Consider the following 25964-nt stretch of genomic DNA (forward strand, 5'->3'; position numbering starts at 1 on the left):
GTTTCCACGCAACACTCTTGACACATAGAAAGCCGAAACCTAGATTGGCGACCCCCGCGGTCATGTCGAAAAAGTTTCGGAGAGCTGACCCAAGGAGGACTCGTAACGTGGCATCGGCAGGTGCCAGTCCCCCGACCGCCGGCCACCACATCGGATGATCAACGAGCCGCTCCCCCAGCAGCGGCATACGAGTACGGAGATCAGCGTGGAGTCCAGGAGTTCTTCTCGCCGCACCTTCCTTACCATGTCGATGGGCCTGCCCCTGGGCGCCGCGTTGGCCGCCTGCGGCACCTCCGGGCCGACCAGACCCGGCGCCACCAGCACCGGCGGTGGCGGCGGCGGCACCACCGCCACCTACTGGTATCTGTCGACCCAGCCGCAAGAGGGCGTGCGCACCAGGACGATGGAGCGCTTCAACAAGGCCAACCCCAACGGCCGGCTCGTCGGGACGACCTTCCAGAACGACGCCTTCAAGACGAAGATCAAGACGGCCATCGGGGCCGGCCAGGCACCCACGCTCATCTGGGGCTGGGGCGGCGGCGGACTGCGCAGCTACGTGCAGGCGGGCCAGGTCGAGGACCTCACCTCGTGGTTCGACCAGAATCCCGCCGTCAAGGACCGGCTGTTCCCCTCCTCCTTCGGCGCCGCCACCATCGACGGCAAGATCTACGCGATGCCGTGCGAGACGATGCAGCCGATCGTCCTGTACTACGACAAGCGGGCCTTCGAGAAGATCAAGGCCGAGCCGCCCCAGAGCTGGGGCGACATCATGGCCCTGGTGCCCAAGTTCAACGCCGCGGGCATCGCGCCGTTCTCGCTCGGCGGGCAGTCGCGCTGGACGAACATGATGTGGCTGGAGTTCCTGTTCGACCGCATCGGCGGTCCCGAGGTGTTCCAGGCCGTGTTCGACGCCGAGAAGGACGCCTGGTCCAACCCGATCGCCCTGGACGCCCTCACCAAGGCGCAGGACCTGATCAAGGCGGACGGCTTCATCAAGGGCTTCTCCTCCATCACCGCCGACTCCAACGCCGACCAGGCGCTGCTCTACACCGGCAAGGCCGCGATGATGCTGCACGGCGGCTGGACGTACGGCAGCATGTCCACCGACGGCGGCGACTTCGTCTCCGGCGGCAACCTCGGCTACATGAACTTCCCGCCCGTCGAGGGCGGCAAGGGCGACCCCAGCAACACCGTCGGCAACCCCGGCCAGTACCTGTCGATCTCCGCCAAGGCGACCCCCGAGCAGAAGGAGATCGCCAAGAAGTTCTTCGCCACCGAGCTGATGAGCGACGAGTCGGTGAAGGACTGGGTCGGCACCGGCGCGGTGCCGATCGTCAAGGGCGCCGACGCCGCGTTCGGCAGCGCCAAGGACGCCGAGTTCCTGAAGTTCGTCTACGGCATCGCCGTCAACGCCAAGACCTTCGCCCAGTCCTGGGACCAGGCGCTCAGCCCCACGGCCGCCGAGGTGCTGCTGGACAACATCTCCAAGCTGTTCCAGCTGTCGATCTCGCCACAGCAGTTCGCGACGAACATGAACGCGGTCATCGGCAAGTGAGCGCGCCCGCGACCTCCGTCCCGCGAGGGAGCGCCCGGCGTGGCTCCCTCGCGTGGCTGGCCGTCCCCGCGCTGCTCCTCTTCGTCTGTTTCGGGGTGATCCCGCTGGCAGGCGTGCTGCTGCTCAGCTTCACCTCCTGGGACGGGCTCGGCGACATCCACTTCGCCGGCCTGGAGAGCTGGCAGGCCATCCTCGCCGACCCCGGGCTGCCGCACGCGCTGTGGGTGACCTTCCTGGTGATGGCCGTGTCCTGGGCGGTGCAGACCCCGGCGAGCATCCTGATGGGCGTGTTCCTGGCCGGGTCGCAGCGCTACCGGGCGGTCCTGGCGGTGCTGTACTTCGTGCCGCTGCTGCTCAGCCACGCCGCGGTGGCGATCACGTACAAGGCGCTGCTCGACCCCAACTTCGGGCTCGGGCCGGGGCTCAACCTGGCGCTGCTCACGCAGGACTGGCTGGGCAGGCCGTGGCTCGCCTTCGGCGTGGTGATCTTCGTGGTCTCCTGGCAGTTCATCCCGTTCCACGCGCTGATCTACCAGGGCGGGGTCCGCCAGATCCCGCGCTCGATGTACGAGGCCGCCGAGCTCGACGGCGCCGGCCGGGTGCGCAAGTTCTTCAGCATCACCCTGCCGCAGCTCAAGTACACGATCATCACCTCCTCCACCCTCATGGTGGTCGGCTCGCTGACCTTCTTCGACCTGATCTTCGTGCTGACCGCGGGCGGACCGGGCGACGCCACCCGGGTGCTCGCCCTGGACATGTACAAGCGCGGGTTCCAGGCCAACCTCATGGGCCCGGCCAGCGCCATCGCCGTCATCCTGGTCCTCGTGGGGCTCGCGCTGGCGTTGCTCCTGCGCCGGGTCGGCGGCCGTGACGCCTCGCACAGCCAGCTGGAAGGGGCCTGACCTCATGGCGACCATCCTGTCCACCGGTCCCGAGCGGACGGCCCCGCCCCGGCCCCGGCCCGCCTCCGGCCGGGTCACCGAGCGCCCCAACTGGCTGGGCAGCCTGACGGCCTGGATCTGGCTGGCGATCGTGATCGTGCCCATCTACTGGATCGTCATCACCAGCTTCAAGACGCAGTCCAACTATTACGCCGAGCATCCCTTCATGCCGCCGGCCGAGCCGACGCTGGCCAACTACCGGATGGTCATCGAGGCGGACTTCGCCCAGTACTTCCTCAACAGCCTGATCTCCACGGTCGGTGCCGTGGTGCCGGCCGTGCTGTTCAGCTTCATGGCGGCGTACGCGATCGTGCGCAGCGGCGGTGCCAGCAGGTTCCTGCGCTGGACGAACTCGCTCTTCCTGATGGGCCTGGCGATCCCGTTGCAGGCGACGATCATCCCGATCTACCTGATCATCATCAGGCTGCACCTCTACGACTCGCTCATGGCGCTGATCCTGCCGTCGATCGCCTTCGCCATCCCCCTGTCGGTGCTGATCCTGGCGAACTTCATCCGCGACGTGCCCAAGGAGCTGTTCGACTCGATGCGGATCGACGGCGCCGGGGAGCAGGTGACGCTGTGGCGGCTGGCGTTCCCGCTGACGATGCCGGCCGTGGTGACGGTGACGATCTACAACGCGCTGATGATCTGGAACGGGTTCCTGCTGCCGCTGGTCCTCACCCAGAGCACCGACAAGCGCACGCTGCCGCTGGCGTTGTGGAACTTCCAGGGCCAGTACAGCGTGAACGTGCCCGCCGTGCTCGCCTCCGTCGTGCTCACCACGCTCCCCATCCTGCTGCTGTACGTGGTGGGCCGCCGCCAGCTCCTCAGCGGCCTGACCGCGGGATTCAGCCGGTGACCGGGTCCGCCAGCAGCGCCCGCGTCAACGTGGCCCGGTGGCGGGCCAGGTGGTCGATGTCCGCGCGATAGAGCGTGTCGTCGCCGCGGGCGATGTGACCGGCGAAGGCCGCCTCACCCGCGGCGGCCCGCTCGTGCATGTGCCGAACCAGGTGTGCCAGCCGCGCCCGCGCCGTCTCGGCCAGCGCGCCCCTGTCGCCGTCGCCGAGCCCGTAGGCGTCGGCGAACAGCCGCACCCGGCGCGCCTGCTCCGCCACGGGAGCGCCGTCCGGGTGCCGCGGGTCGCCGAGCGGCACGAACCGGTAGGCGGCGTAGGCCACGTCCCAGATCCGCGGCCCCGGGTGCGCCGTGTCGAAGTCGATGAACGCGACCGGCCGCCCGTCCCGGAACACGCAGTTGTAGGTCGCCACGTCCCCGTGGCAGACGACCTCGGCCGGACTTTGCGGCGGGAAGTACCACGACATGTCCGGAGATTTCGGGAAATCGAGGGTGGCGTCGTGGAGCTCCCGCAGCAGCCTCCCGACGACCGCCAGCGCGCCGTCCGCCCGGGCCCATTCCGGCAGCGGATGACCCGGCACCTCGCCGGGCACGAAGTCCAGGACCTCCCGCCCCGCGTCGTCCACCCCGTGGCACCGCGGCGCACCGGTGAACCCGCGTGCCGCCAGGTGCTCCAGCAGGGCGTGCACGGCCGGCGTCCACGGGCCCACCGGCCGCCGTACCGTGCCGCCGACCCGGACGACGTGGTTGACGCCCCCACCGGTCAGCACCTCCTCGTCGCCCACCGGCCCTCCCGACCCCTCCGAACCCGCCGGCCAGTCTGCCACGCTCAAGGGTGAGCGGGGCCGCCATGGCCAGGTGCCGTCAGGGGTTTCAGCCTCGGGCGCGGAATGCCACGGCCGTCGTCGAGCTGATCGCCGTCACCACCACCACCGTGACCAGCACCGTGGCCAGGGGACTCTTGCGCCGCTCCGAGGCCGCCAGCCACCTGACGTGCGACCGGGGCGACACCTTCGGCGTGGGCTTGGGAGTCGGGGTCGGGGCCGGAACGAGGAACGGCGCCGCGCGGGGCACGGGCCGGGCGGGGACCGGGCGCCGGGGCCGCTTGCGCGGGCACTCCCCCAGCACGACCCGGCCCATGCACACCGCGTCCCGGTAAATGGTCACCTGGGGCAGCGTGACCTTGGGCACGGGGCGGCGGGCGCGGGGCCGGATCGAGATCGACACCCCGGGGACGGGTTCGCGCCACGTCTTCACCTTGGGAACCGACACCCTGGGCCCCACCGACACCCCCTTGGGCGGGGCGGGCGGGACCGGCGGGCGTACGGACACCCTCGGCACCGGGCGGGGCTCCCGCTCGGCCGTCGCCGGACCCGCGACGACCACCGCCAGCAGGGCGGCGGCCAGCAGCAGCGGCGCGCGCCTCCCCGCCATGATCACATCCCCCCGGCGATGCGCGCGAACTCCTGCATCGCCCCACGGAACGCCTCCGGCCCGACGGCCAGCGGCCCGGCGAAGGCACGGGAGATGTCCCAGGTCAGGAAGACGCCGAAGCCGAGCAGGCCCGCCATCGCCACCAGCGGCGCGAGGGCCGGCCCGCGCGGCCTGGCCCCGGCCAGGAACGGGAAGAGGATGACCACCACCGCGGTCAGGACCGTCAGGTGCAGCAGCCCAGCGGGGGGTGTCGCGGCGGCGTCGGCGGTGCGCTGGGCGCGGGCGGCGGAGACGGCCCTGATGTGCTCCAGCACGGCGTCCTTGGCGTCCTCCTGCGTGTCGCCGCGCACCTGCAGCGCGTCGACCCGGCCGCGCAGCGCGTCCACCTTGGCCGCGCCGACGGGGTGCATCCGGCCCTCGGCCATGAACGGCCACTCGTCCCTGATCACGAAGGTGACGTAGTCGCGCAGTGCCGCGCGCACCTCCAGCGGCGCGGTGCCGGGCAGATCTCCGGCCGCCCAGTAGGCGTCGATCGCCGACTGGCTCTCGGTCTGTGTGTTGAGGCGGGCGGCGTCGGCGGTGGTCCACGGCACGATGATCGCGATGGCGAACACCAGCAGGAACATGGCCGACAACATCGACCCCGCGTGCCCGGCTGACGGCCCGCCGGGGTCCCGGTCGTCGCTCGCCCGCTTGACCTTGCTGAACACCAGCGCGGCGAGCGCCACCCCACCCACCGCCGCCAAGATCGAGAGTATGTACGCCACCATGAAGATCTCCCGAATCACCTCTGATACGTAGCGTCACATTACTATCACACAGTGCAATGTTGGTGTCAGGCCCTGAAACGCAAAGTCCCGGCAAGCCATGTGCTTACACCCACGGCCCGGCGGCGGCACCAGGGTGGTCGGCGCCGGCAACCCGACCGCCCTGGTGTGACAGCCGGACTGGACCCGTCCGGCTCCGCCGGGGGTCAGCGCAGGCCGATGCCGCTCTCCCAGAACCAGTTCCAGCGGATCTCGTCCCGGAAGCGGTTCACGCCCGCCTCGTAGAGCACGCCGATCGCGCCGTCGCCGATGAGCGTCATGTCGGAGTATCCGGCGTGGTCGCCGTCGATGCGGATGCCGCCGGCGCCGGCGGAGCCGTCCCAGTGCCGCCAGGTGGCGCCCTCGTCGAAGGAGGAGCGTACGTTCATGCCCACGGGGTTGTTGTCGGTCTTCGGGGTGGCGGGCGCGGACAGCAGGATCCGGGTGTACGAGCCGCCGGCCCCGCGCTGGCGGAGCAGGGCGGGATGGGTGGGCGGGGCGGTGATGGAGTTGTCGGCCCGGAAGTCGCCGTCGAAGGTGAGGCCGCCGTCGAGGCTGACGCCACGGGCCAGGCCGCGTACGGAGGTCTGGTCCGGGACCGAGCCGTTGCGGGCGATCACCAGGATGCTCCCGTCGGTCCGCTCGACCAGGGTCTGCTCGCCCAGCCGCAGCACCGACTTGTCGTAGGTCGCGGTCGCGCCGATCTTCCAGCTCGCGCCGCGGTCGTCGCTGTAGACGAGCCGCACGCTCTGCTGGTCGCCGATGCCGAAGTAGACCGGCACGACCAGCCGTCCCCGGTGGTCGGGATGGGTGAGCTCGATGCCGTGCCCCGGCCCGGTGGCGAACCAGTCCCCGGCGCCCGCGGGCGTCTTGATCACCCCCGACAGGTCGTCCGGCGCCGACCAGGTCCGACCGTCGTCGTTGCTGACCTGGACCTTCGGGACGCGGGGCGTGGTCTGGGTGGCGGTCGGCTCGGAGGTGGTGAACAGGAACACCGGCCCCGCCGAATGCGCCACCACCGTCGCGTTGCCCTGCAGGGCCGCGCCCGCGGCGCCGGCCAGGACCGTCCTGCTCGCCTCCCACGTGCGGCCGTTGTCGGTGGAACGCCGCATGACGACGTCGAACGCGCCGTGGTCGGCGCAGTTGTTGCGGTTGCGCCGCTCGGCGAACGCGAGCAGCACGTTGTTCCTGGTCTTGACCACGGCGGGGAGCCGGAAGCAGGTCGTCGACCCGCCGTCGGTGTAGGACCGCCACAGGGTCTGCTTGTGGAAGGAGAGCGTGGGCGGCTGGGCGGCCAGGGCCGCCGCGGGTGTCGCGGAGGTGGCCATGGCCACCACCGCTCCGATCACAGCGCCGAACGTCCGTAACGTACGCATGGATGACCTCCGAGGTCGGGTCCGGGCCGTCATGATCTCAACCACCGGACCCTTGATCCACCCCATCGCTCCGTCCGGGCTCGGGCGACCAGCCGGGTGACGTGCGGCGGCCGTTACGGAACACCGAATCGGGTAACAGCGTGTGATGGCCAGCGCAAAGGGTAGTCAAGTGATTATGCTGCGCATCGGCACATGGGGGACTGCCGAGTCGGCCGACGTCGTCGCCTGCGGGTGGCGCGACACCGGTCCCGGACTTGTCCGAACGGGCGTCAAACTCATCTATTCAGCGACCGGCCGGGTGCCGGAGTTACCGGGGCTGCGGATCGCCACGCCGGTCGCGAACGGGGCCGAGGAGATCGCCAGGGCGCTGTTCCAGGGGCTGGACGTGGTGCTCACCGCCCCCGATTGTTGTCCGGCCGCGCCCGTGGTGGCGGCGGGCATGTGGCACTACGGCTGGACGCGCGGCGATCTCGGCGCGCTGGCCGGGGCGACGGTGGCGGGGCTGGCGCTGGCCGCGCAGCCGGGGCCGTGCGTGATGGAGGTCCACCGCGACGGGCACAGCTTCCTTGACGGCGACGTGACGGCGGCGGCGGTGCGCGCCTGCCTGGCCGCCCGCTTTTCAGGCGGCCGTTACCGCACACCCGAGGTCACGGTCCCGCTCGACTCGGTACACCTCAGCCAGGAGGCCCCCACCCGCATCCTCATCGCCCCCTGCGCGGTCACCCCCTGACGAGCCCCACACCGCCGCCGGCGAAGTCGGCGTACGCCCCGACGACGCCGCTCTCGCGGAGATCGCGCAGCCGCGCGGTCAGGGGCGAGGTGTGACGCCTTCGACCAGGGTAGAGGCCCGGGTGGACGCCGGGTGCGGCGGATCTGCGGCCAGGTCCGCGCCTGTCCGGATCCGCGCGGAGCGGAGCATGGCGCCGGGGTTCGGGCGGCTCCTCCGTGATCTCGTCAGGTGCGGTGGCGTACCGAGCAAGGGAGGTCTTGGTGATGAGTGAGCATACGCCGACACCGAAACTGGTCACCGAACATGCCGAGGCGATCCCCGGTTACTCCTATGGCACCGCCGAGGCCGCCACCTCGCCGCTGACCCTGGAGGACCTGGAACGGCTCAAGGCCGTGGTGGGGCTGACCAAGGACGACGAGGACGCCTTGGTGGAGGCGGCCGGCGTACTGGTCGACCAGGCCGACGACATGGTGACCGCCTACCGCCGGCGGCTCGGGGAAATGCCGTTCATGCGCCCCTACTTCGGCCACCCCGACGGGAGCCCGAACCCGGAGTACGGCGCGGCGTCCCAGCCGCGGTTCGACCGGTTCATCATCGACGCCTGCACCCGCCCGCTGGATCAGGACTGGCTGAACTACCAGCAGGAGATCGGGCTGCGTCACACCCGGGCCAAGAAGAACGTCACCGATCACGCCGACTCCGCCGACCACATTCCGATGCGCTACCTGCTCGCCTTCACCGCCGTCGTGATCGCCACCGCGCGTGAGTACCTGGGCGCCACGGGCGCCTCCCCCGAGCAGGTCGACCGCATGCACGCCGCCTTCACCAAGTCGGTCATGCTGCACGTCACGGTCTGGACCCGGCCGTACGTGGACGCCGCCGAGTGGTGACGGGGACGAGGCGGACCGCGTCGCTGAAGACGCCATCCGCGGTCGCGTCCTGGCGGTCGCCACCGGGCCGGCCGCGCTCCTGGCGGTCTATTACACCGCGCGTAACGCCGACACCCGCTTCGTAGGAGCGAAATTCGGCGAGGCGATGTTGCCGGACTTCCCCATCACTGGGACGACACCATTCTTTCCGGGGCCGGCCCGAACAAGGCGGATTTCAGCATGATGTCGCCTCGGAGGCCGGCGTTGGTCGGCGTGGCGCGGGTCATGTGCTGAGGTCGGGTGCGGACGGGTCCTGGGGCGGGGTGCCGAGGGAGGCGAGCCAGGCGCGGAGGTCCTCGGTGTGGACGGTGCCGAGCTCGATGTGGATCGCCAGGGAGTGCTCCCCGTGCCGACGGGCACGATCGGGATCGCCGATCGCCTGAAAGGCCCGCCCGAGCCCGCGGTGGGCGCGGGCCTGCTCGTCCCGTTCGCCGATCTCCACGGCCAGGTCCAGTGCGGAGGTGTGCTGGGCGACGGCGTTCGCGTGGGCGCCGGCCAGGCGGTGGGCCTCGCCCAGGCCGTTCAGCACGCACACCTGCCCGTAGCGCTCGCCGAGCTGCCGGAACAGGGCCAGGGCCCGCTGGTAGAGGTCGAGGGCCGCTTGCGGCCGGGCCGACATCACCTGGACGTCGGCGAGGTTGTTCAGCGCGGTCGCCTCGCCGCCGACGTGGCCGAGCTCGCGGAAGATCGCCAGGGCCCGCGTGTGCCGCTCCGCCGCCGAGGCCAGGCGGCCGCACTGTACGTCCACGTCGCCCATGTTGTTCAGCGTGTTCGCCTCCCCGACCCGGTCGCCGAGCTCGCGGAACAGTTCGAGTGCCTGCTCGTGATGGCTGATGGCGGACTCCACCAGGCCCATGCGGCCCTGCAGCATGCCCAGGTTGCCCAGCGTACGGGCCTGCCCGGTGCGGTCGCCGAGCTCCCGGAAGATGGCCAGGGCCTGGGTGAAGTGCTCGGTGACCCGGTCGTGGTTGCCGAGCTGCAGGTGGACGACGCCGAGGTGGACGAGGGCGCCGGCCTCCCCGGCCAGGTCACCGGTCTGCCGGGCGGCCTGGAGGGCGTAGGAGTGCATGAGCAGGGCGTCCGTGGAGTGGCCGCCGTTGTCGAGGTAGGCGTACAGAACGGCGGCCAGCCGGGTGGCGTGGCCGGGCCGGTCCTGTTCCGCACGGGCGCACGCGGCGAGCAGGGCGGGCCGGTGGCGTTCCAGCCACGTTCGCGCGGCGGCGGCGTCGGCGAGCGCCGGCGAGTAGGGGGTCGGCGGCCCGACCTCGGGCCGGCGATGGCGCTCGGCCGGATAGAGGATGTCCATGGCCGCGCCGGCGGTGGTCAGGTAGTGATCGAACAGCCGGGTCAGCGCGTCGCGCCGCTCGTGCTCCGCGTCGTGACGGGCGCTCAGCCAGGTGGCGTACGCGCGCAGCAGGTCGTGCGTGCCGTACCGGCCGGGCGGGGCGGGCTGCAGCAGGCTGGCCCTCGCCAGCAGGGCCAGGGTGCGCTCGGCCCACTCGGGTGAGTCGCCGGTGAGCGCCGCGGCGGCATGGGCGTCCACGTCGGGGCCGGGAGACAGGCTCAGCAGGCGGAAGGCCCGCTGCACGGGCGGCGGGAGGCGCTGGTAGGACCAGGAGAAGACGGCCCGTACCGCGGCCCGCCCGTCCCCACCGGCTTCGAGCAGGTCGAGCCGCGCCTGGTGGTCGGCCAGCTCGCCGGTCAGCTCCGCCAGCGAAGCCCCGGGCCTGGTGGTGGCGAGCTCCGCGGCCACACGCAGCGCCAGCGGCAGCCGCGCGCACTGCCCGGCCAGTACGGCCGCCGCCCGCGGCTCCGCCGCCACCCGGGCGCCGATGAGCGTGCCCAGCAGGCCGATCGCGTCGGGAAGCGGCAGCAGGTCGAGCAGGATCCGGTGGGCGCCGTACAGGGTCACCAGTCCGGGCACCGAGTCGCGGCTGGTCACGATCACCATGCAGGAGGGCGAGCCGGGCAGCAGGGGGCGGACCTGCTCGGCCGAGGAGGCGTTGTCCAGCACGATCAGCAGGCGCCGGCCACTGACCTCGGTACGGAAGCGGGCCGCCCGCTGCTCGGTGTCCGGTGGCATGAGGGGCGCGGGCACCCCCAGCGCGCCGAGCAGGGCGGCCAGTGCCTCGTGGGCCGACATGGGCGGGCCGACGTCGTAGCCGCGCAGGTTCAGGTAGAGCCGGCCGTCGGGGAAGGCGTCCTTGACCCGGTGCGCCCAGTGCACGGCCAGCGCGGTCTTGCCCACGCCCGGGGTGCCCGACAGCGCGGAGATGATGACCGCGGTCGGGTGCTTCACCGACTCCTCCAGCAGGGCGTCCAGCTCGGCCAGCTCGGCGGCGCGGGCGGTGAAACCGCGGACGTCCAGCGGGAGCTGCTCCGGGACGACCCGGGACGGCGGCGCGGGCGGCGTGGATGGTGCCGGCGGTGTGGACGGTGGTGCGACGATCTCGTCGCGCAGCAGCGCCTGGTGCAGGTGCTGCAGCTCGGCCCCCGGCCCGGCGCCGAGCTCGTCGACCAGTCGCTCCCGGAAGGAGGCGTAGCAGGCCAGCGCCTCCGCGGTGCTGCCGGTCGCGTGCAGTGCCCGCATGAGGGCGGCGATCAGGGGCTCGGACAGGGGGTGCTCGGTCAGCAGCTCGCGCAGCCGGTGCGGGACCCGGTCCCGGCCACCGTACTGGAGCTCCAGCCCGGCCCAGTGCACGGCGACGTCCAGGCGCTGCCGGCCCCAGCCCTCTCGCACGCGCTCCGCCCACTCCCCCTTGATCCCGGCCAGGGGGACGCCCCGCCACAGCTCCAGGGCCCCGCGCAGCAACTCCAGCCGCTCGGGTCCGGCCAGGCCGGGGTCGCGGGCCCGCTCGGCCATGCCCTTGAACCGGTGCAGGTCGATGCGTTCGGGCTCGACCCGTAGCAGGTAGCCGTTCGCCTGCCGCGGCACGGACGCCGCCGTACCGCCGTCCCCGGCACCGGCGTCGCTCAGCAGGCGGCGGAGGCGGGTGATGTGCGCGTGCAGCGCCCGGCGCGCCCCGTCAGGCGGCCCGTCGCCCCACACCCGGCCGATCAGCGTCTCGGCCGACACCTGCCGCCCGGCGTCCACGGCCAGCGCCGCCAGCACGCTTCGCCGCTGAGGTGGTCCGATGTCCACCGCGCCGGCATCCGTCTCCAGCTCCACCGGACCGAACAGCCGGAATCCGAGCACACCGTCACCCCGATCTCGGGAGCACCGATACCTTCTGGGACACCCCATCACATCGGCGACAACATACTGACAACATTCCGCCTGCCTCGCCAGGTCCAAGATTTTCACAGGACGCCGGCGGCTCACGGGGGTGCACGGTCGCCGCGCTCCGGTAGAGGCGCCCCGGCGGCGGCACCAGCCCGTGCCGCCGCCAGGGCGGGTCGCGTCTTCGGCGCTGCTCCACATGCGCCGGTATAGATGCGCTGCTCCGCACACGGGGTTACGTCCACGGGGCCCCGGATGCGGGGGCCTCAGCCTGGGTCCACGGGCCGCCTCCCGATCGGGCCTCCCGCGGCCCCCCTCGCCGCCGCGGCTCCGGCCGGGTCGCGGCCCGCGGTCCCAGGTTGAGCGGGCGCCGGGCCGCCCGGGAATATTCCGTTGCCCTCCGGCGCTGATCGCCCCACTATGGTCCTCATGTTCCTGCGCGCTCGCCACACCGCACCCGCCGTGCCGGGTGCGTTCGAGCGTGCCTGCGACGGCCTGGAGCGCTGACCTCTTCCCGTAAGTCCTGAAGGTGACCCGGCGGGGGGAGGTGGACGACCCCGACGGGTCACGCGAGACGACCAGGCGATTCTGAGGGAAGGAATCATGGCCAAGCAGGCCTACGTACGGAACAAGCCGCATCTCAACATCGGCACCATGGGGCATGTCGACCACGGGAAGACCACCTTGACCGCGGCGATCACCAAGGTGCTGGCGGCGCGGGGGCAGGCCACGTACACGCCGTTCGAGCGGATCGACCGGACCCCGGAGGAGGCCTCCAGGGGGATCACGATCAACATCTCGCACGTCGAGTACGAGACCGACACCCGGCACTACGCGCACGTGGACATGCCGGGACACGCCGACTACGTGAAGAACATGATCACGGGGGCGGCGCAGCTCGACGGGGCGATCCTCGTCGTGTCCGCGCACGACGGGATCATGCCGCAGACCAGGGAGCACGTGCTGCTGGCCAAGCGGGTCGGCGTCGAGCACCTGGTCGTGGCCGTCAACAAGGCCGACGGCGCGGACCCGGAGCTGACCGACCTGGTCGAGCTGGAGCTGCAGGACATGCTCGGCGAGCACGGCTACCACGACGTGCCGATGGTCCGGGTGTCCGGGCTGCGCGCGCTGGAGGGCGACCCGGTCTGGACGGCGTCCGTCGAGGCGCTGCTCCAGGCGGTGGACGAGCACATCCCCGTACCGGTCCGGTACGTGGACGCGCCGTTCCTCATGCCGGTCGAGAACGTGCTGACGGTCACCGGCCGCGGCACGGTCGTCACCGGCGCCATCGAGCGCGGCTCCGTCCGGGTCGGCGACACGGTGGAGGCCGTCGGCTTCGGCGACGGGTTCAGCGCGGTCGTCACCGGGGTGGAGACGTTCGGCAAGACGATGGAGCGCGGCGAGGCCGGTGACAACGCCGCCGTGCTGCTGCGCGGGGTGCGCCGCGAGCAGGTGCGGCGGGGCATGGTGCTGGCCGAGCCGGGCAGCCAGCGGGCCCGTACGTCGTTCACCGCCCGCGTCTACCTGCTGACCCCCGAGGAGGGCGGGCGGAGCAGGCCGATCGCCTCCGGGTATCGGCCGCAGTTCTACCTGCGCACCACCGACGTGCCGGGCGAACTGGCCCTGTCCGGGCCGGGCCGGCCGGGCGACATGGTGGAGGCGGAGGTCGAGCTGGGCAAGGCGGTGGCGATCGAGCCCGGGCTCGGCTTCGCGATCCGCGAGGGCGGGCTGACGGTCGGCGCCGGCACGATCCTCACCGTCCCCGACTGAAACCCGAGTCCCACCGAAGGTCCAGCGTGCTGGGCAGGCCGGGGTCCCGCGAACCGCGCGGGGCCCCAGCCTTTATCAGCTCGGGTCGAAGCGGAGGGCGAAGGTGGCCCGGGCGGCCCGGAGCGCGTAGCGCGGCAGAGGTCCGGGGCCGCAGGCGGCGGTGCCGATGCCCTGGTGGGCGAGGTCCAGGTGGAGGTGCACCCGCTCCCCTGCCACCAGGTCCGGCCGGTGCCGGGCGGCGTCCAGTTCCTCGATGCTCCACGGCCGCGCCGTCATCCCGAACACCGGCTCCCCCGACACCCGGAAACCGCCGAAGTCGGCCCAGCGCACCTCAGCCCGGTGCCCGTTCTCCTGCGGGAACACGTACGGCGTCTGCAGCTCCGCGACCGTCGCCGACCAGCGGCCCACCCGGGCGGCCAGCCCCGTGTCCGGATAGGCCTCGCCGGGCCCGAGCCCGAACCAGGCGACCCGCGCCACCTCGCGCGGCAGCGACATCGTCAGCCCGAGCCGCGGGATCGGGTCCTGCCAGTCACCCTCGGGCTCGACCTCCAGCTCCAGCCGCAGCCCACCGTCGAACGTCCACCGGTACGTGGCCCGCATCCCAAGGTCGGTGGCCGCCGGCGCGACCCGGGTACGGACGGTCAGCCCGGCGCCGACCTCGACGGCGTCCACCCGGTGGGTGAGCCGGTGCAGGCCCAGCGCGCGCCACCGCCCGGCGAGACCGCCGTAGGAGTCGTTGTCGGTCGGCGCCCGCCACAGGTCCAGCCGGGGGCCGTCCACCTCCACCCCGAACAGCCGGACGAGCCGGCCCGTCCCCGCATCGAAGGCGGAGTCCCCGGCGGTGATCTCGCCGCCGTCCCGCACGAACCCCACACCCGCACCCGTGCCCGAGGTCGTGGCCGCCGTCCCGTCGGGGCGCGGAGGGGGCGGGGCCAGGAGCGTCTGTGCCCATGCCACCTCATGGCCCGCCTTCGCCCACGGCTGGTCCTCGGCCAGCACCGCGCGCACGGTCAGCCACCGCTCCCTGTCCCCGGCGGGCAGGTCGGGCAGCTTGACCACGCCACCCCCGGCGGGCACCGCCAGCGTCCCCGCCGGACCCAGCGTCCCCGCCGCGACCTCCGCAGTGCCTGCCGCCGACTCCACCGTGACGACGAGCTCCAGCTCGGCCAGATCCGCGAAGTCGTAGCAGTTGACGACCCGCACCACCCCGCTCTCGAACTCGAACTTGACCGGCTCGAACACCTTCTTCAGGTCCAGCAGCCCCGGCGAGGGCGTCCGGTCGGGGAACACGAGCCCGTCGATCACGAAGTTCCCGTCGTGCACGGGCTCGCCGTAGTCGCCGCCGTAGGCGTACTCGTGGACGGGATGCGCCAGGCCGTGATCGATCCACTCCCAGACGAACCCGCCGGCCAATCGCGGGTAGCGCTCGAACAGCTCCTGGTACTCGGCCAGCCCGCCGGGCCCGTTGCCCATGGCGTGGGCGTACTCGCACTGCAGGAACGGCATCGCCCGCCGCCGCGCGTCCAGGTCCGGGTCGTCCAGCGGGTCCTCCGCCAGCCGGCCGATGGCCTCGACCTCGGCGTGGGAGGCGTACATGCGGGAGTAGACGTCGGTGTGCGCGCACGACAGGTCGCCCTCGTAGTGCAGCGGCCGGGACGGGTCGCGTTCGCGGGCCCAGTCCGCCATGACGGCCAGGTTCCGGCCGACCCCGGCCTCGTTGCCGAGCGACCACATGATGACGCTGGGGTGGTTCTTGTCGCGTTCGACCATGCGGCGCATGCGGTCGAGCAGGGCCTCGGCGTAGCGGGGGTCGTCGGTGGGGTTGGCCCGCCAGCCGACCTGGCCGAAGCCGTGCGTCTCCAGGTCGCACTCGTCGATCACCCACAGGCCCAGCTCGTCGCACAGGTCCAGGAAGTCCGGATGCGGCGGGTAGTGGCTGGTCCTGACGGCGTTGATGTTGTGCTGCTTCATCCGCAGCACGTCCTGGCGCATCGTCTCGTACGGGACGGCGCGGCCGTGCTCGGGGTGGAACTCGTGCCGGTTCACGCCCTTGAGCAGGATCGGGCGGCCGTTGGCGAGCAGCACGCCGTCCGCGATGGAGATCGTGCGGAAGCCGACGCGCAGGCGTACCGACTCCTCGGGGCAGGTCACGACGGCGTCGTACAGGCGGGGGGTCTCCGCCGTCCACGGCTCCACGTCGAGGGTGACCTCGGTGCCGGGCTCAAGGTCGGCGACGCCGAGCTCCGGCACGCTCATCCGGCCGGGCGCCTCGAAGCTGAGCGTGCCGCGCCCGTCCCGGTAGGAGGCGCGTACGAAGACGTCCGCCGTGGAGCGGGTGAGCGTGACGTCCCGGAAAATCCCGGGCAGCCACCACATGTCCTGGTCCTCCAGGTAGCTGGCGGCCGACCACTGGTGCACGCGTACAGCGAGCACGTTGCGCCCCGGCCTGAGCCACGGCCCGGCGTCGAACTCGACGGGCAGCCGGCTGCCGGTGCTGAAGCCCAGCTCGTGGCCGTTGAGCCAGACCCGGGCGAAGGAGTCCACCCCCTCGAACCGCAGCCGGCCGCCGGTCCAGCCCTCCGGCAGGTCGAACTCCCGCCGGTAGTCGCCCGTGGGGTTCTCGCCGGGGACGTGGGGCGGGTCGACGGGGATGGGGAAGGAGACGTTGGTGTAGGCGGGGGCGCCGTGGCCGTGCAGCGGCCAGTGGGCGGGGACGGGCAGGTCGTCCCAGGAGGCGTCGTCGAACTCGGGGCGGGCGAAGTCGTCGGGGACGGTCGCGGTAGGTGACAGGCGGAAGCGCCAGGTCCCGTTGAGGTCGAGAGCCGGCGCGTCGGAGCGGAGTGCCGCCCGGGGTTCGAGTCGCCCCGAACCGGGCGTGAATGTTTCGGGATCCATCGTCGCCGAGCCTAGAGGTTCGCGATGGTTTCGTCATCGATGAGTTTTGTGCCCGATATGCACGGCGCCGGTCTGCGGTACCGGGCCGGTCAGGCGTCGGCGCCCAGGTCGTACACGCGGCGCGCGTTCTCGGCGCCCACCATCGAGGCCACCCGTACCGCCTGCGCGAGCGACCACTCACCCTCGTCCACGAACGCGCCCAGCACCCGTTCCATCGCCCGCCGCCACAGATGCGCCCCGAGGTAGTGGAGCTCGGCCGGTCCCCAGGCGTCGGACGAGAACAGCACCTTGGCGAACGGCGCCACCTCCAGGCTCTCCGCCACCAGCGCCGCGCTGCGCGCCCCCGAGTAGTTGAGGCCCAGTCCCACGTCGAAGTACACGTTCGGGTACGCGTGCGCCAGGAGCCCGGCATGCCGCTGATACGGATAGCAGTGCAGCAACAGCAGCGGCACCCCGGTCGGCTCGGCCCGTTCGATCAGCCCGCGCAGCAGCAGCGGGTCCGAGCGGCGCAGGTCCACGTCCGGGTCGCCGTAGCCGATGTGGAACTGCAGCGGCAACCCCCGTTCGAGACCGGTCCAGATGAGGTGCCGCAGCAGCACGGGGTCGTCGAGCCGGCCGCCGCCCGCCGCCAGCCAGCGCCCGGCCGCCTCCGTGACCTCCTCACGGCCCGGCGGGGCAGGGTCGAAGTCGAGGCCATGCCGGTAGGCGGCGATGGTCTTGAGCCCGCGCGCCGTGCGGCTGCGCTCCCACAACTCCTCCGCGAACCGCCCGGCGAACGCCGCGGCGTCGCACCCGGTGGCGGCGACCCGCTCGGCCACGGCCTCCAGGCGGACCACCTCGTCGGCGGGCACCCCGGCGAGCTCGGCCATCCCGGACGGGCCGAGGATCTCGTCGCCGCGGTAGCCGGTCTCGACCAGGAAGTGGCCGACGCCACTGGCGCCGAGCAGCAGCCGGTTGACCTCGTCGGTGCCCAGCCTGGCACGCCTGGCCAGGTATTCCTCCGGCGCGCAGTGCGGCTCCAGCCCGAGCACGGGCGCGCAGTGGCGCAGGATGGCGTAGCCGACCTGGGAGTCGAACTGGGTCATCCACTCGGGCACAGGCCGGTCGGACTCGGTGATCATCTCCTCGAAGGCCTTGCGTGACAGGTCCTTCGCCGAGGCCCCGTGCACGTGGTGGTCGACCAGCGGCAACGCCTCGACGGCCCGTACGAGTCCGGCGGGCACCAGGTCGAGCTCAGCGGACATCGGCGGGCCCCCAAGCACTCACGAGCGATTTGTCCTCCCCCCGTCACCCCGGTCCGTACCCGCGCCCCGGGCGCGGTGAACACCCGCGAGGCGGAGCCCCGCGGGACGGTGAGCCGTCCCGCGGGGCCCGGCGGAGAGGGTCAGGCGGCGGCCCTGGCGGCGATCGCCACCTGCGCCTGCCGCCTCACGCCGCTGACCGTGACGGCCACCGTCACCGTGCCCTTGCGCAGCGCCGTCAGCGTGCCCGTGGCCGGGTCGAGCACGGCGACGTCCCACGGTTTGGCGGTCAGGCGGCTGCCGATGTGCAGGTTCGGCGAGCCCGACCACGTCACCGAGACCGGGTAGGCGGCCGGCACCGTCCGGCCGCCCTGCTTGACCGCGGCCGTCACCGTCGCGGGCGAGCCGACGCGGACCGAGGCCGGGACGGTGAGCGTCAGGTCGTCCACGTGCGGGCGCACCTGCGTACCGATCCACTCGGGCGCGTCGGCGAACCAGTTACGCCTGACCTGCTCGGCCTCGGACTTCGAGACCGGGTCGACGCCCCACAGCGACCAGCCGGTGAAGCCGCCGTCGTCGGGAGCTGTGGCCGGGGTCTTGGCGGAGTTGCCGTTGACGAAGTACGGCACCGCGTCCACCCGGCCGGCGTGGAAGGTCCCCACGTGCGCCCCGATGTAGGCGGCGCCCTTGCCGGTCGCGCGCTGGAAGTCGGCCAGCCAGCCCTCCACCAGCGCGGCCTCCTTGCGGTCGCCGAGCTGGCTGGCCTTGGCGGGCAGGGGGTCGCGCGGCGGCACGTGGAACAGCACCGCGACCGACCCCACCTTCGGGTCCTCGGCCGCCTTGTCCAGCTCCGAACGCAGCATGGCCACCTGGTCGAAGCCGCCGCCCCGCAGGTTCAGTCGCGAGGTGTCCAGGGTGACGAAGCGGGTGCCCTTGTGGTCGAACGTCCGGTACGTGTCGCCGAAGACCGCCCTGAAGTTGTCGATCGCGCCGCCCATGACCTCGTGGTTGCCCGGAATGTAGTGGTATTCCAGCTTCCCGCCGAGCTCCTCGTCGAGGACCTTCTTGGCCAGCGCGAAGTCCTCAGGCGACGCCTCGTCCACCAGGTCACCGTTGATCACCAGGAAGTCCGGCTTGGCCGCCCTGATCTCCTGGAGCGTGCGGCGCGCGTTCCTGACCAGGTCGCTGTCCGGGGCCCGGGCCACGAACTGCGCGTCCGACATGACCGCGAACCGCCACGGCATCTTCCCCACCTCCGCCTTGACCACCGGGTCGGCGACCTCCGGCACGGCGGGCGGCGACACCGACGGCGGCACCTTGGCGACCAGGCCGTCGATGAGGATCTCGTTGGTGTACGAGACGGCGGCCTTGGTCTCGGCCACGTAGAACCGGCGCAGCTTGAGCGGGTGGTTGATGCCCGCCGGCACCGGGAACTCGACGTAGCGCCAGGCGGTCCACGTCATGTACGGCCCGCGCAGGATCTGCGACTGCCCGAGCGCGTCGTAGAACTCCAGGCTGGGCCACTCCCCCTTGCCGGTGGAGTTGATCCAGAGCCCGAACGCCTGCGGCTGCCCGTCCACCTCGATCTGCCGCGGCGGGCTGGCGTAGGCCGCCCGGGTGCCGGTGGAGGTGGTGAAGTCGTAGGACAGCTTGAGCCCGCCGCCGCTCTGGCCGGGCGCGGCGGCCAGCGAGCCGGTGGCGCGGGCGGCGGCGAAGGTCCACGAGCCCGCGTCCTCGAAGTCGGCGACCGGCTTGGTCTCCAGGCCGACGGTCACCGGGACGGCGGTGCTGATCTTGCCGACCTTGGCGGTGATCAGCCCGGAGGCGGTGGCCTGCCTGGCCTTGACGGTGAAGTAGCCCTCCTCGGCGGCGGTCACCTCGAACAGGTTCCGGTCGTAGTCGAGCGTGAGGTCGCCGGGCTCGATGGGCGCGGAGTTGCCGTTGCGGTCGTAGCCGACCACGCCGAACGTCGCGGTCCCGTTCACGCCCTGCATGCCGAGCCGGTCGGAGGTGGTGCCGAGCCGCTCCAGGGGCTGCAGGACGGTCAGGTCGAGGCTGCCCTTGGCCTTGCCGCGCGAGGCGGTGACGGTGGCCGGGCCGGGCACCAGGGCGTGGAACCTGCCGTCGCGGATGACGCCGTGCACCGCCGGGGTCGACCGCCAGGAGGGGGCGCCGGCGGCGGGGCCGTACGTCTCGTCGTACCCGGCGGCGGTGAGCCTCCTCGTGAGGCCGGGGAAGACGCGGTCGGGACGGCCACCGGGGACGGGCCCGATTCCGGGCGCCTTGGCCGGGTCGGTGGCGGTCTCCAGCCAGAAGCCCTTGAGCTTGCCGCTGCCCTCGGGCGCGTAGAGCGCCAGGCCGTTGGGCACGTGCCGCTCGCCGCCGTCGGAGGGGCTGTTCTCCACCTGGACGTCGGCGGAGCCGGGCTCGCGGGCGAGCATGGTGGACGAGCCGCCGCCGTCGAGGTTGAGCGCGTTCGCGGCGCCGAGCTCGATCATCATCTGGGCCAGCTCGTTGAGGGTGACGCCACGGCTGTCGACCTGGCGGCCGTCCACGGTCAGGAGGTACATCTCGCGGCCGTCGGCGGAGAACCCGACGGCGGTACGGGGGTGCGCGGCCGTGTCGGTGGAGTTCTGTACGACGCCGTCCTTGACCAGCACCCAGTTGCCGCCGATGGCCGCCTTGACCGTGCCGCCGTCGGAGGGCTTCGGCTGGTACTTCACGTCCACGCGGTCGCCGGGCTTCAGCGCGGCCAAGCTGGCGGCGCCGGCGTCGCGGCCGAGCAGGATGGAGGTCCCGGCGGGGATGGGGCCGGTGCCGGCGGCCGTGCGTACCTCGGTGACCACCCCGTCCACCAGCACGGCCTCGGCGACGGACGTGGCGCCCTCGACGGCGCGGGCCCGGTTGTAGGAGCCCCACAGCGGCGTGAAGAGCCCGACGCCGCCGCGCTGGATGATCTGGTTGAACTGGGTGAGCGCGATCGGCGCGCCGCCAGCCGGCGTGGCGCTGCCCTCGAAGTACATCTTGAGCACGCGCCCGACGCCGTCGCCGGTGACCGCGACGGCGTTCTCGTGCCCGGAGACCGGCGACTGGACGAGCTCGCCGTTCCGCACGCCGATGCCCTCGGCGGCGCCGGAGTTGTTGATGTCGAAGAAGTCGCCGTTGACGGCGGCGACGGCCCGGGAGCGCCGGGCGGGGCCGGACAGCGGCTCGGTCCTGGACACCTCGCCGGAGAAGACGTAGTCGGCCTTCGCGCCGCCGAGGTCGGCAGTGACGGCGTCGGCACGCAGCCACCCGAGCGCGTCGTAGGTGTCGAACGAGGTCAGCGAGATGCCCGGGGCGATCGGCCGGGTCCTCTTGGCCGTCTCCAGCTTCTGCCCGGCCTCCTGGGCGAGCAGCGTGGACGGCGGCGGGTAGGACGACGCCTCGAGCGCGTCCTCTGCGGGAACTGCGGGGTCGGCCTGCGCGGGCACGGCGGTCAGGGCCACGGGCCCTAATAACAGTGCGGCGGCCAGCAATCGGAGGGTCTGCACGACCCGAACTCAATCGCCCGCGGTTATAACTTTCAAGACTTGTACGTGAACTAAAAGATAATTTCAGATCTTGGAGGGCTGCAGATCCCCCGGCGGCGGCGACCCCGGCGACCCCGGCGATTCCGGCGACCCTCCCGAACCGGACGGCTCCGGCGTGCCGGACCGCTCCGCCTGCTCCGGCGCGTCGCCCGAGGCCATGGCGCGTACCCCGGCGTGCAGCACCAGCGGCACCGACAGCGCCACCACCATGGACAGCACGGCCGTGCCCGAGTCGTTGACCAGCATGCCGATCACCCCGCTGACCAGGGCGCCGATGAGCCCGGCCCGCAGCATGGGCGCCTGCGTGAACGCCCTGGGCACCGCGCCCGCGCTCACCTTGCCCGGCCGCAGCACCGCGAACACCAGGAAGATCATCCCGGCCAGCACGATCGGCATGAGGTTCGGCGAGAGCATGGTGTTGAGCATGGCGCCGAGCTTGCGCCCGATCATGGGCAGGAACGTCCCGTCGATCACCTGGCCCACGAACCTGCCCAGGTGCGTCTGCGTGGCCGGCGGCCGCAGGAAGTCGAGCACCGCGATGGCCGACACCAGCACGCCGCCCAGCACGCAGAACCCGGCCAGCTTCAGCAGCGACACCCGCCGGCCGGCCACCAGCAGCGCGACCACGGCGATGCCCGGCACGAACGCGATCACGCCGCCGAAGTCGCTGCCCACCCCTGGCCAGCCCGCCAGCAGCATCGCGATCACGCCGAGGCCCACCACGACGGCGACCGCGGCCTTCTGGCGCCCGGCGCGTACGAGGTGCTCGGCGACGATGGCGGTGCCCGTCAGCACGGAGGTGGCCAGCAGCGCGAACGGGATGTTCGCCAGCCCGTAGTAGCGCCCGCCGACCACGGCCGTGTAGCCCATCAGGCTGTTGAACTGCAACGTCGTCCCGGTCAGCAGGTCCCCCACCAGGATGGCGGCGGTGATGACGGCCACCGCGGCGGGTGGCCCGAGCGGGTCCCGCCGCCATGGACCGCACAGCGCGATCGTGGCGATGAGCGCCGTGATCGCCAGCACCCCGGCGACCGCCGTCGGGATGAGGTACGGGCTGCGGTCCCACGGCAGCAGGTTGACCGCGTAGGTGGAGACGGGCATCGCAGCGAGCACGATGGCGGCCGAGCCGATCAGCCGCAGCCGCCGGCGGCGCGACAGCAGGAAGTAGGCCAGCACGTAGAAGCTCACCTGGACGACGGCGAACGAGGTGAAGAACACCCCCGTGGCGCCGCGCACCGACACTCCCGCCAGGTCGTCCCTGCGCAGGTCGGCGGGGGTCGTGGTGGGGCCGAGCCGCCACTGCTGGCCGACGACGGTCGGGGGGGCCGCGATGCCGGCGGCGGCGAGAACCGTGGGCGTGATGTCGGGCAGGACGACCAGATCGTCTCTTCGGGTGGAGTTCGTCCCGACGGCCGGCCCGGACACCTCACCGGCCGCCTCACCGGAGGGCGTGGCCGCGCGCTTCCACATCGCCACCCGCAGGTGCGGCACGGAGCCGTGGTCGCTGATCCCGGCCAGCACGATCTCCGTGCCGGCGGGCAGCCGGTCCAGCACCGTGCCGATCCGGGCGTCGGCCTCGCGCGCCAGGGCCCGCCGCCGCTCCGGCGCGAGCGGCTCCGGCTCCTGGGGCAGCTTGCCGTCCACCAGGTACGGCCGCACCAGCGTGTCCACGTCCACCGCCAGCACCCGGCACCGCGACCAGTCGGTCAGCCCGCCGGGCTCGCTCGCGTACAGGTCGACCTTGCCCGCCCGGTCGGCCAGGCCCAGCGCCGCGCCCCTGCCCACGGCGGCCGTACACTGGCCGGCGGCGTGCACGGCCTCGCCGAGCGTGCCCGCGTAGGTGCCGTCACGGGTGGTGTGCAGCCAGGACACGTCGGTGACGACCGCCCCCGCGCCCTGCGCGACCGGCTCGGGCGGCAGCCCGCAGCGCTGCCCGACGGCCGAGCGCACGCCCGACGACACGGTCAGCCACCCGTCGTAGGGGCAGGCCAGGGTGCCCACGGTCTTGACCGAGACCGAGCCGAGCCCGCTCTCCCCGGCCAGCCGCCACAGGCGCGGCGTGTCCTGGGCGTTGACGTCCGACCACAGCAGGCCCGGCACCCCGATGAACGCGACCCGCCCCGCCTCGGCCGCGCGGGCCTCCGCGTGGACCGGCGGTGCCGCCCACCACAGCCCCGACGCGACCAGCAGTAGCAGCACCCATCTCACCGTCGGCCCCCGTGTTCCCTGCGGAAAGGTCTTCGAGTCCCCGAAACCCTACAGGGCGGGCCGTTCTAGACGGCGGGTTTCACGACGATCAGTCGGGCCAGTGCGGCATCGTAGGAGGGTTCGAGCCAGTAGTCCGAATGCCAGCGGGCCATCGGCAGCGGCCGGCCGGGCCTGGCCGGCAACGGATCCCAGCAGAACTCGTCCACGTCGTCCCCGTTGGCCGCGTCCGCGACGGCCGGTCCTGGGGCGGCTTTCCCGGCGGCGAGCGGATCGACCCGCCGGAACGCCGGTCCGCCGATCGGGTCGCTGAGCCGGTAGAGGTTGCACCAGGACACGGCGGTACGCACGGCGGACAGGCCGTCGTCGCCGAAGTAGGCGGGGAAGAAGGCGGCGTACAGGCGGCGCAGCGGCGAGCCGTGGGTGAGCAGCCGCACCCGGGGGCGCAGCTCGGGCCCCAGCTGCGGCACCAGGGCGGCGGCGATGACGGCGCCCTGGCTGTGTCCGGACAGCACGACCTCGTCCCGGTCGGTCTCGGCCAGGTCGCCGACGCGGGCGATCAGCTCGGGGACGACGCGTTCGGTGTAGCAGGGCGGCGCCAGCGGGTGCACGGCCCTGGGCCAGAAGGTGGCCACGTCCCACACGATGCCGATCGTCCTGCGCAGCCGCGGATCGCGGTACGTCCGCCGGCCCAGCACCACCAGTCCGACGACGAAGGCGGTGGTGGCCCAGCTCCCGACGGTGGCGAGCAGCCCCGCGAGCCCCCCGTCCGGGGTGAACAGCCCGAACCGGTCGATCACGGTCACGGCCAGGGTTCCGGCCACCCCGATCCCGGTGAGCACCCCGAGCGCCAGCCCGGCCCGGTCGGTGAGCGCGGCCAGCGACCACATGCGCGCGACCGTGACGCAGTCGCGCTCGCCGTAGTACGGCCGCAGCTCGGGGACGAGCCGGCGCGCGTGGCTGCCCCGGATCAGCCACAGGACGAGCGCGACGGCGGCGAACCCGGCCCCCAGCAGCGGCACCAGGGCCGCCGTCCACCAGAACGGGGCGTCGAGGAAGAGCCTGCCGTCGAGCGGGTCCGGCGCGGCCGGGGTGGCGGGGGCGCCGAAGAACGTGGCGGTCCAGAACAGCACGCCGAGCGACAGCCCGTTGGCGCAGCCCGCGGCCGCCATCAGCACGAACCAGGCGCCCATCCCGCACAGCGGCCGCCGCGCGGACTCGCCCCGGTCCCTGCGGGCCAGCACGCCGGTGGTGACCAGGACGAACAGCCCGAGTGCGATGGTGAACGCGATGTGGAACGCTCCAAATCCGATGTCGGGAAGTTGCCGCGCCGCCGATTGCGCGGGCATCCCGGCCAGGGCCAGCCCGATCGTGAGGGCGAGCACGGCCAGCGTGGCCGCGCGCAACGCCTGGCAGGCCGGCGACAGCCACCGGGGCACCGACTCGCTGGAGTGCGGGTCCATCCGCCGGGCGATCGACGGCAGCGCGGCCAGCCCCGCGGCGGCGAGTTGCAGGCCCGCGTTGGCGACGGTCAGCATCAGGCCGCGCGGGGTGCCGGTGAAGGGGGCGGACACGGCCAGCCCGATCGAGGCGAGCGCGAAGCAGACGTGCACGACCCGCAGCCGCCACACCGGCGCGCCGCCGTGCCACAACCGGGGCCGCGCCAGCAGCACCCCGCTCCGGACGCCACTGGACGGACCGCCCGCCCCTTCACCGTGACCCCCGGACGGACCGGCCCCGGGCTCGCCCCGACCACCGGGCTCGTCCTGGCCGGCGGGCGGGTGCTCGCTCCGGATGCCGCCGACCAGGGGTGGGACCGTGCGCTCGTCGCGGCTCCAGGTGCGCCGGGCGAGCCACCATAGCAGGGCGACGAGCAGCAGCGGCACCAGCGCGGTGACCGCCAGCCGCTTCGACGGCTCGTCCCCCCACAATGTGCCCAGCCAGTGCACCCAGCCGGGCGCGGACTCCCGGGTGCAGGCGCGGCCGGCGGCGGTGCACTGCCAGCCGACGAGGTCCACGCTGGCCCGGGTGACGGCGCCGACGAGCGTCCCGGTGAGCAGCAGGGCGAACAGCCGCAGCGCGGCCTCCGTGGCGTGCCGCAGCCGGGTCCCGCCCGGCGGCCGGGGCAGCATGAAGTACGACACGTTGGCCAGCGAGAACGGCAGCAGCAGGAGCCACAGCGCGATCGCCCGGCCGCCGGAGGTGAGGCCACCCCACGCGTAGGCCTCCCGGTGGTGGCTGTCCGGCACGTCCGCGTGGTCGCCGGCCGGCGGCCCGGCGGCCCACCAGCGCCGGTAGAAGCCCGTGGTGCCATCACCGGCGACGAGCCGGGGGTGGGGGTGGTTGAGGATGCCCGCCGGCGGGGTGCCGGAAGCGCCGTGTACGCGTAGCTCGGTCACACCTCCGCGGGTCTCGTCCAGGAATCCGTCCATGTC

16 protein-coding genes are annotated in these 25964 nt (G+C 72.7%); 6 read left to right on the top strand and 10 right to left on the bottom strand.

The annotated features are described in order from the left end of the window. Positions 1-244 precede the first annotated feature (244 nt). From BLS95_RS13765 to BLS95_RS13775, 3 genes are read left to right on the top strand one after another with little or no spacing between them, the layout of a single operon-like run. On the top strand, positions 245-1555 hold the full coding sequence (locus tag BLS95_RS13765; protein WP_245765035.1) for an extracellular solute-binding protein: 1311 nt from the start codon (positions 245-247) through the stop codon (positions 1553-1555). Beyond that, positions 1552-2457, top strand: coding sequence for a carbohydrate ABC transporter permease (locus tag BLS95_RS13770; protein WP_090931328.1), 906 nt, complete (start codon positions 1552-1554; stop codon positions 2455-2457). The genes BLS95_RS13765 and BLS95_RS13770 overlap by 4 nt, the downstream gene beginning before the upstream one ends. A 4-nt stretch (positions 2458-2461) precedes the next feature. Next, positions 2462-3355 (top strand): carbohydrate ABC transporter permease, encoded by an 894-nt coding sequence (locus tag BLS95_RS13775; protein WP_090931329.1) that lies wholly within the window; start codon positions 2462-2464, stop codon positions 3353-3355. Here BLS95_RS13775 and BLS95_RS13780 read toward each other — a convergent pair. From BLS95_RS13780 to BLS95_RS13795, 4 genes are all read right to left on the bottom strand, one after another. After that, positions 3345-4136, bottom strand: a complete 792-nt coding sequence (locus BLS95_RS13780) for a phosphotransferase enzyme family protein (RefSeq protein WP_090931330.1) — start codon at positions 4134-4136, stop codon at positions 3345-3347. The two genes, BLS95_RS13775 and BLS95_RS13780, sit on opposite strands and share 11 nt — an antisense overlap. An 88-nt stretch (positions 4137-4224) precedes the next feature. Next, positions 4225-4785 (bottom strand): hypothetical protein, encoded by a 561-nt coding sequence (locus BLS95_RS13785; RefSeq protein ID WP_090931331.1) that lies wholly within the window; start codon positions 4783-4785, stop codon positions 4225-4227. 2 nt (positions 4786-4787) lie between these two features. Beyond that, positions 4788-5555, bottom strand: a complete 768-nt coding sequence (locus tag BLS95_RS13790; protein WP_143043689.1) for a bestrophin-like domain — start codon at positions 5553-5555, stop codon at positions 4788-4790. A gap of 203 nt (positions 5556-5758) precedes the next feature. Beyond that, positions 5759-6967, bottom strand: coding sequence for a sialidase family protein (locus BLS95_RS13795; RefSeq protein WP_176993171.1), 1209 nt, complete (start codon positions 6965-6967; stop codon positions 5759-5761). A gap of 175 nt (positions 6968-7142) precedes the next feature. Between BLS95_RS13795 and BLS95_RS13800 the strand changes: the two genes are divergently transcribed. Then, positions 7143-7697 (top strand): acyclic terpene utilization AtuA family protein, encoded by a 555-nt coding sequence (locus BLS95_RS13800; protein ID WP_176993172.1) that lies wholly within the window; start codon positions 7143-7145, stop codon positions 7695-7697. A gap of 263 nt (positions 7698-7960) precedes the next feature. Next, a complete protein-coding gene (locus BLS95_RS13805) occupies positions 7961-8587 on the top strand; it encodes a protoglobin domain-containing protein (protein ID WP_090931335.1) in 627 nt (208 codons plus the stop codon). 262 nt (positions 8588-8849) lie between these two features. On the opposite strand, the gene BLS95_RS13810 is transcribed toward BLS95_RS13805, so the two are convergent. Further along, positions 8850-11822 (bottom strand): AfsR/SARP family transcriptional regulator, encoded by a 2973-nt coding sequence (locus tag BLS95_RS13810; RefSeq protein ID WP_218135743.1) that lies wholly within the window; start codon positions 11820-11822, stop codon positions 8850-8852. A 627-nt stretch (positions 11823-12449) separates the two neighbouring features. Here BLS95_RS13810 and tuf point away from each other — a divergent pair. Then, on the top strand, positions 12450-13616 hold the full coding sequence (gene tuf, locus BLS95_RS13815; RefSeq protein ID WP_090931337.1) for an elongation factor Tu: 1167 nt from the start codon (positions 12450-12452) through the stop codon (positions 13614-13616). A gap of 75 nt (positions 13617-13691) precedes the next feature. Here the strand turns inward: tuf and BLS95_RS13820 are convergent, their stop codons facing one another. From BLS95_RS13820 to BLS95_RS13840, 5 genes are all read right to left on the bottom strand, one after another. Beyond that, positions 13692-16511 (bottom strand): glycoside hydrolase family 2 TIM barrel-domain containing protein, encoded by a 2820-nt coding sequence (locus BLS95_RS13820; protein ID WP_090931338.1) that lies wholly within the window; start codon positions 16509-16511, stop codon positions 13692-13694. An 89-nt stretch (positions 16512-16600) separates the two neighbouring features. Further along, positions 16601-17755, bottom strand: coding sequence for an amidohydrolase family protein (locus BLS95_RS13825; protein ID WP_090931339.1), 1155 nt, complete (start codon positions 17753-17755; stop codon positions 16601-16603). A gap of 140 nt (positions 17756-17895) precedes the next feature. Continuing rightward, positions 17896-21285: a phosphodiester glycosidase family protein gene (locus tag BLS95_RS13830; RefSeq protein ID WP_245765036.1), complete on the bottom strand. Its 3390-nt coding sequence runs from the start codon at positions 21283-21285 to the stop codon at positions 17896-17898. A gap of 63 nt (positions 21286-21348) precedes the next feature. After that, complete coding sequence (locus tag BLS95_RS13835) at positions 21349-23523, bottom strand: hypothetical protein (RefSeq protein WP_090931340.1); 2175 nt, start codon at positions 23521-23523, stop codon at positions 21349-21351. Positions 23524-23597: 74 nt separating this feature from the next. Then, positions 23598-25961, bottom strand: a complete 2364-nt coding sequence (locus BLS95_RS13840; RefSeq protein ID WP_090931341.1) for a hypothetical protein — start codon at positions 25959-25961, stop codon at positions 23598-23600. Positions 25962-25964 lie beyond the last annotated feature (3 nt).

The sequence above is a fragment of the Nonomuraea jiangxiensis genome (genome assembly GCF_900099965.1).
Taxonomy (GTDB): Bacteria; Actinomycetota; Actinomycetes; order Streptosporangiales; family Streptosporangiaceae; genus Nonomuraea; species Nonomuraea jiangxiensis.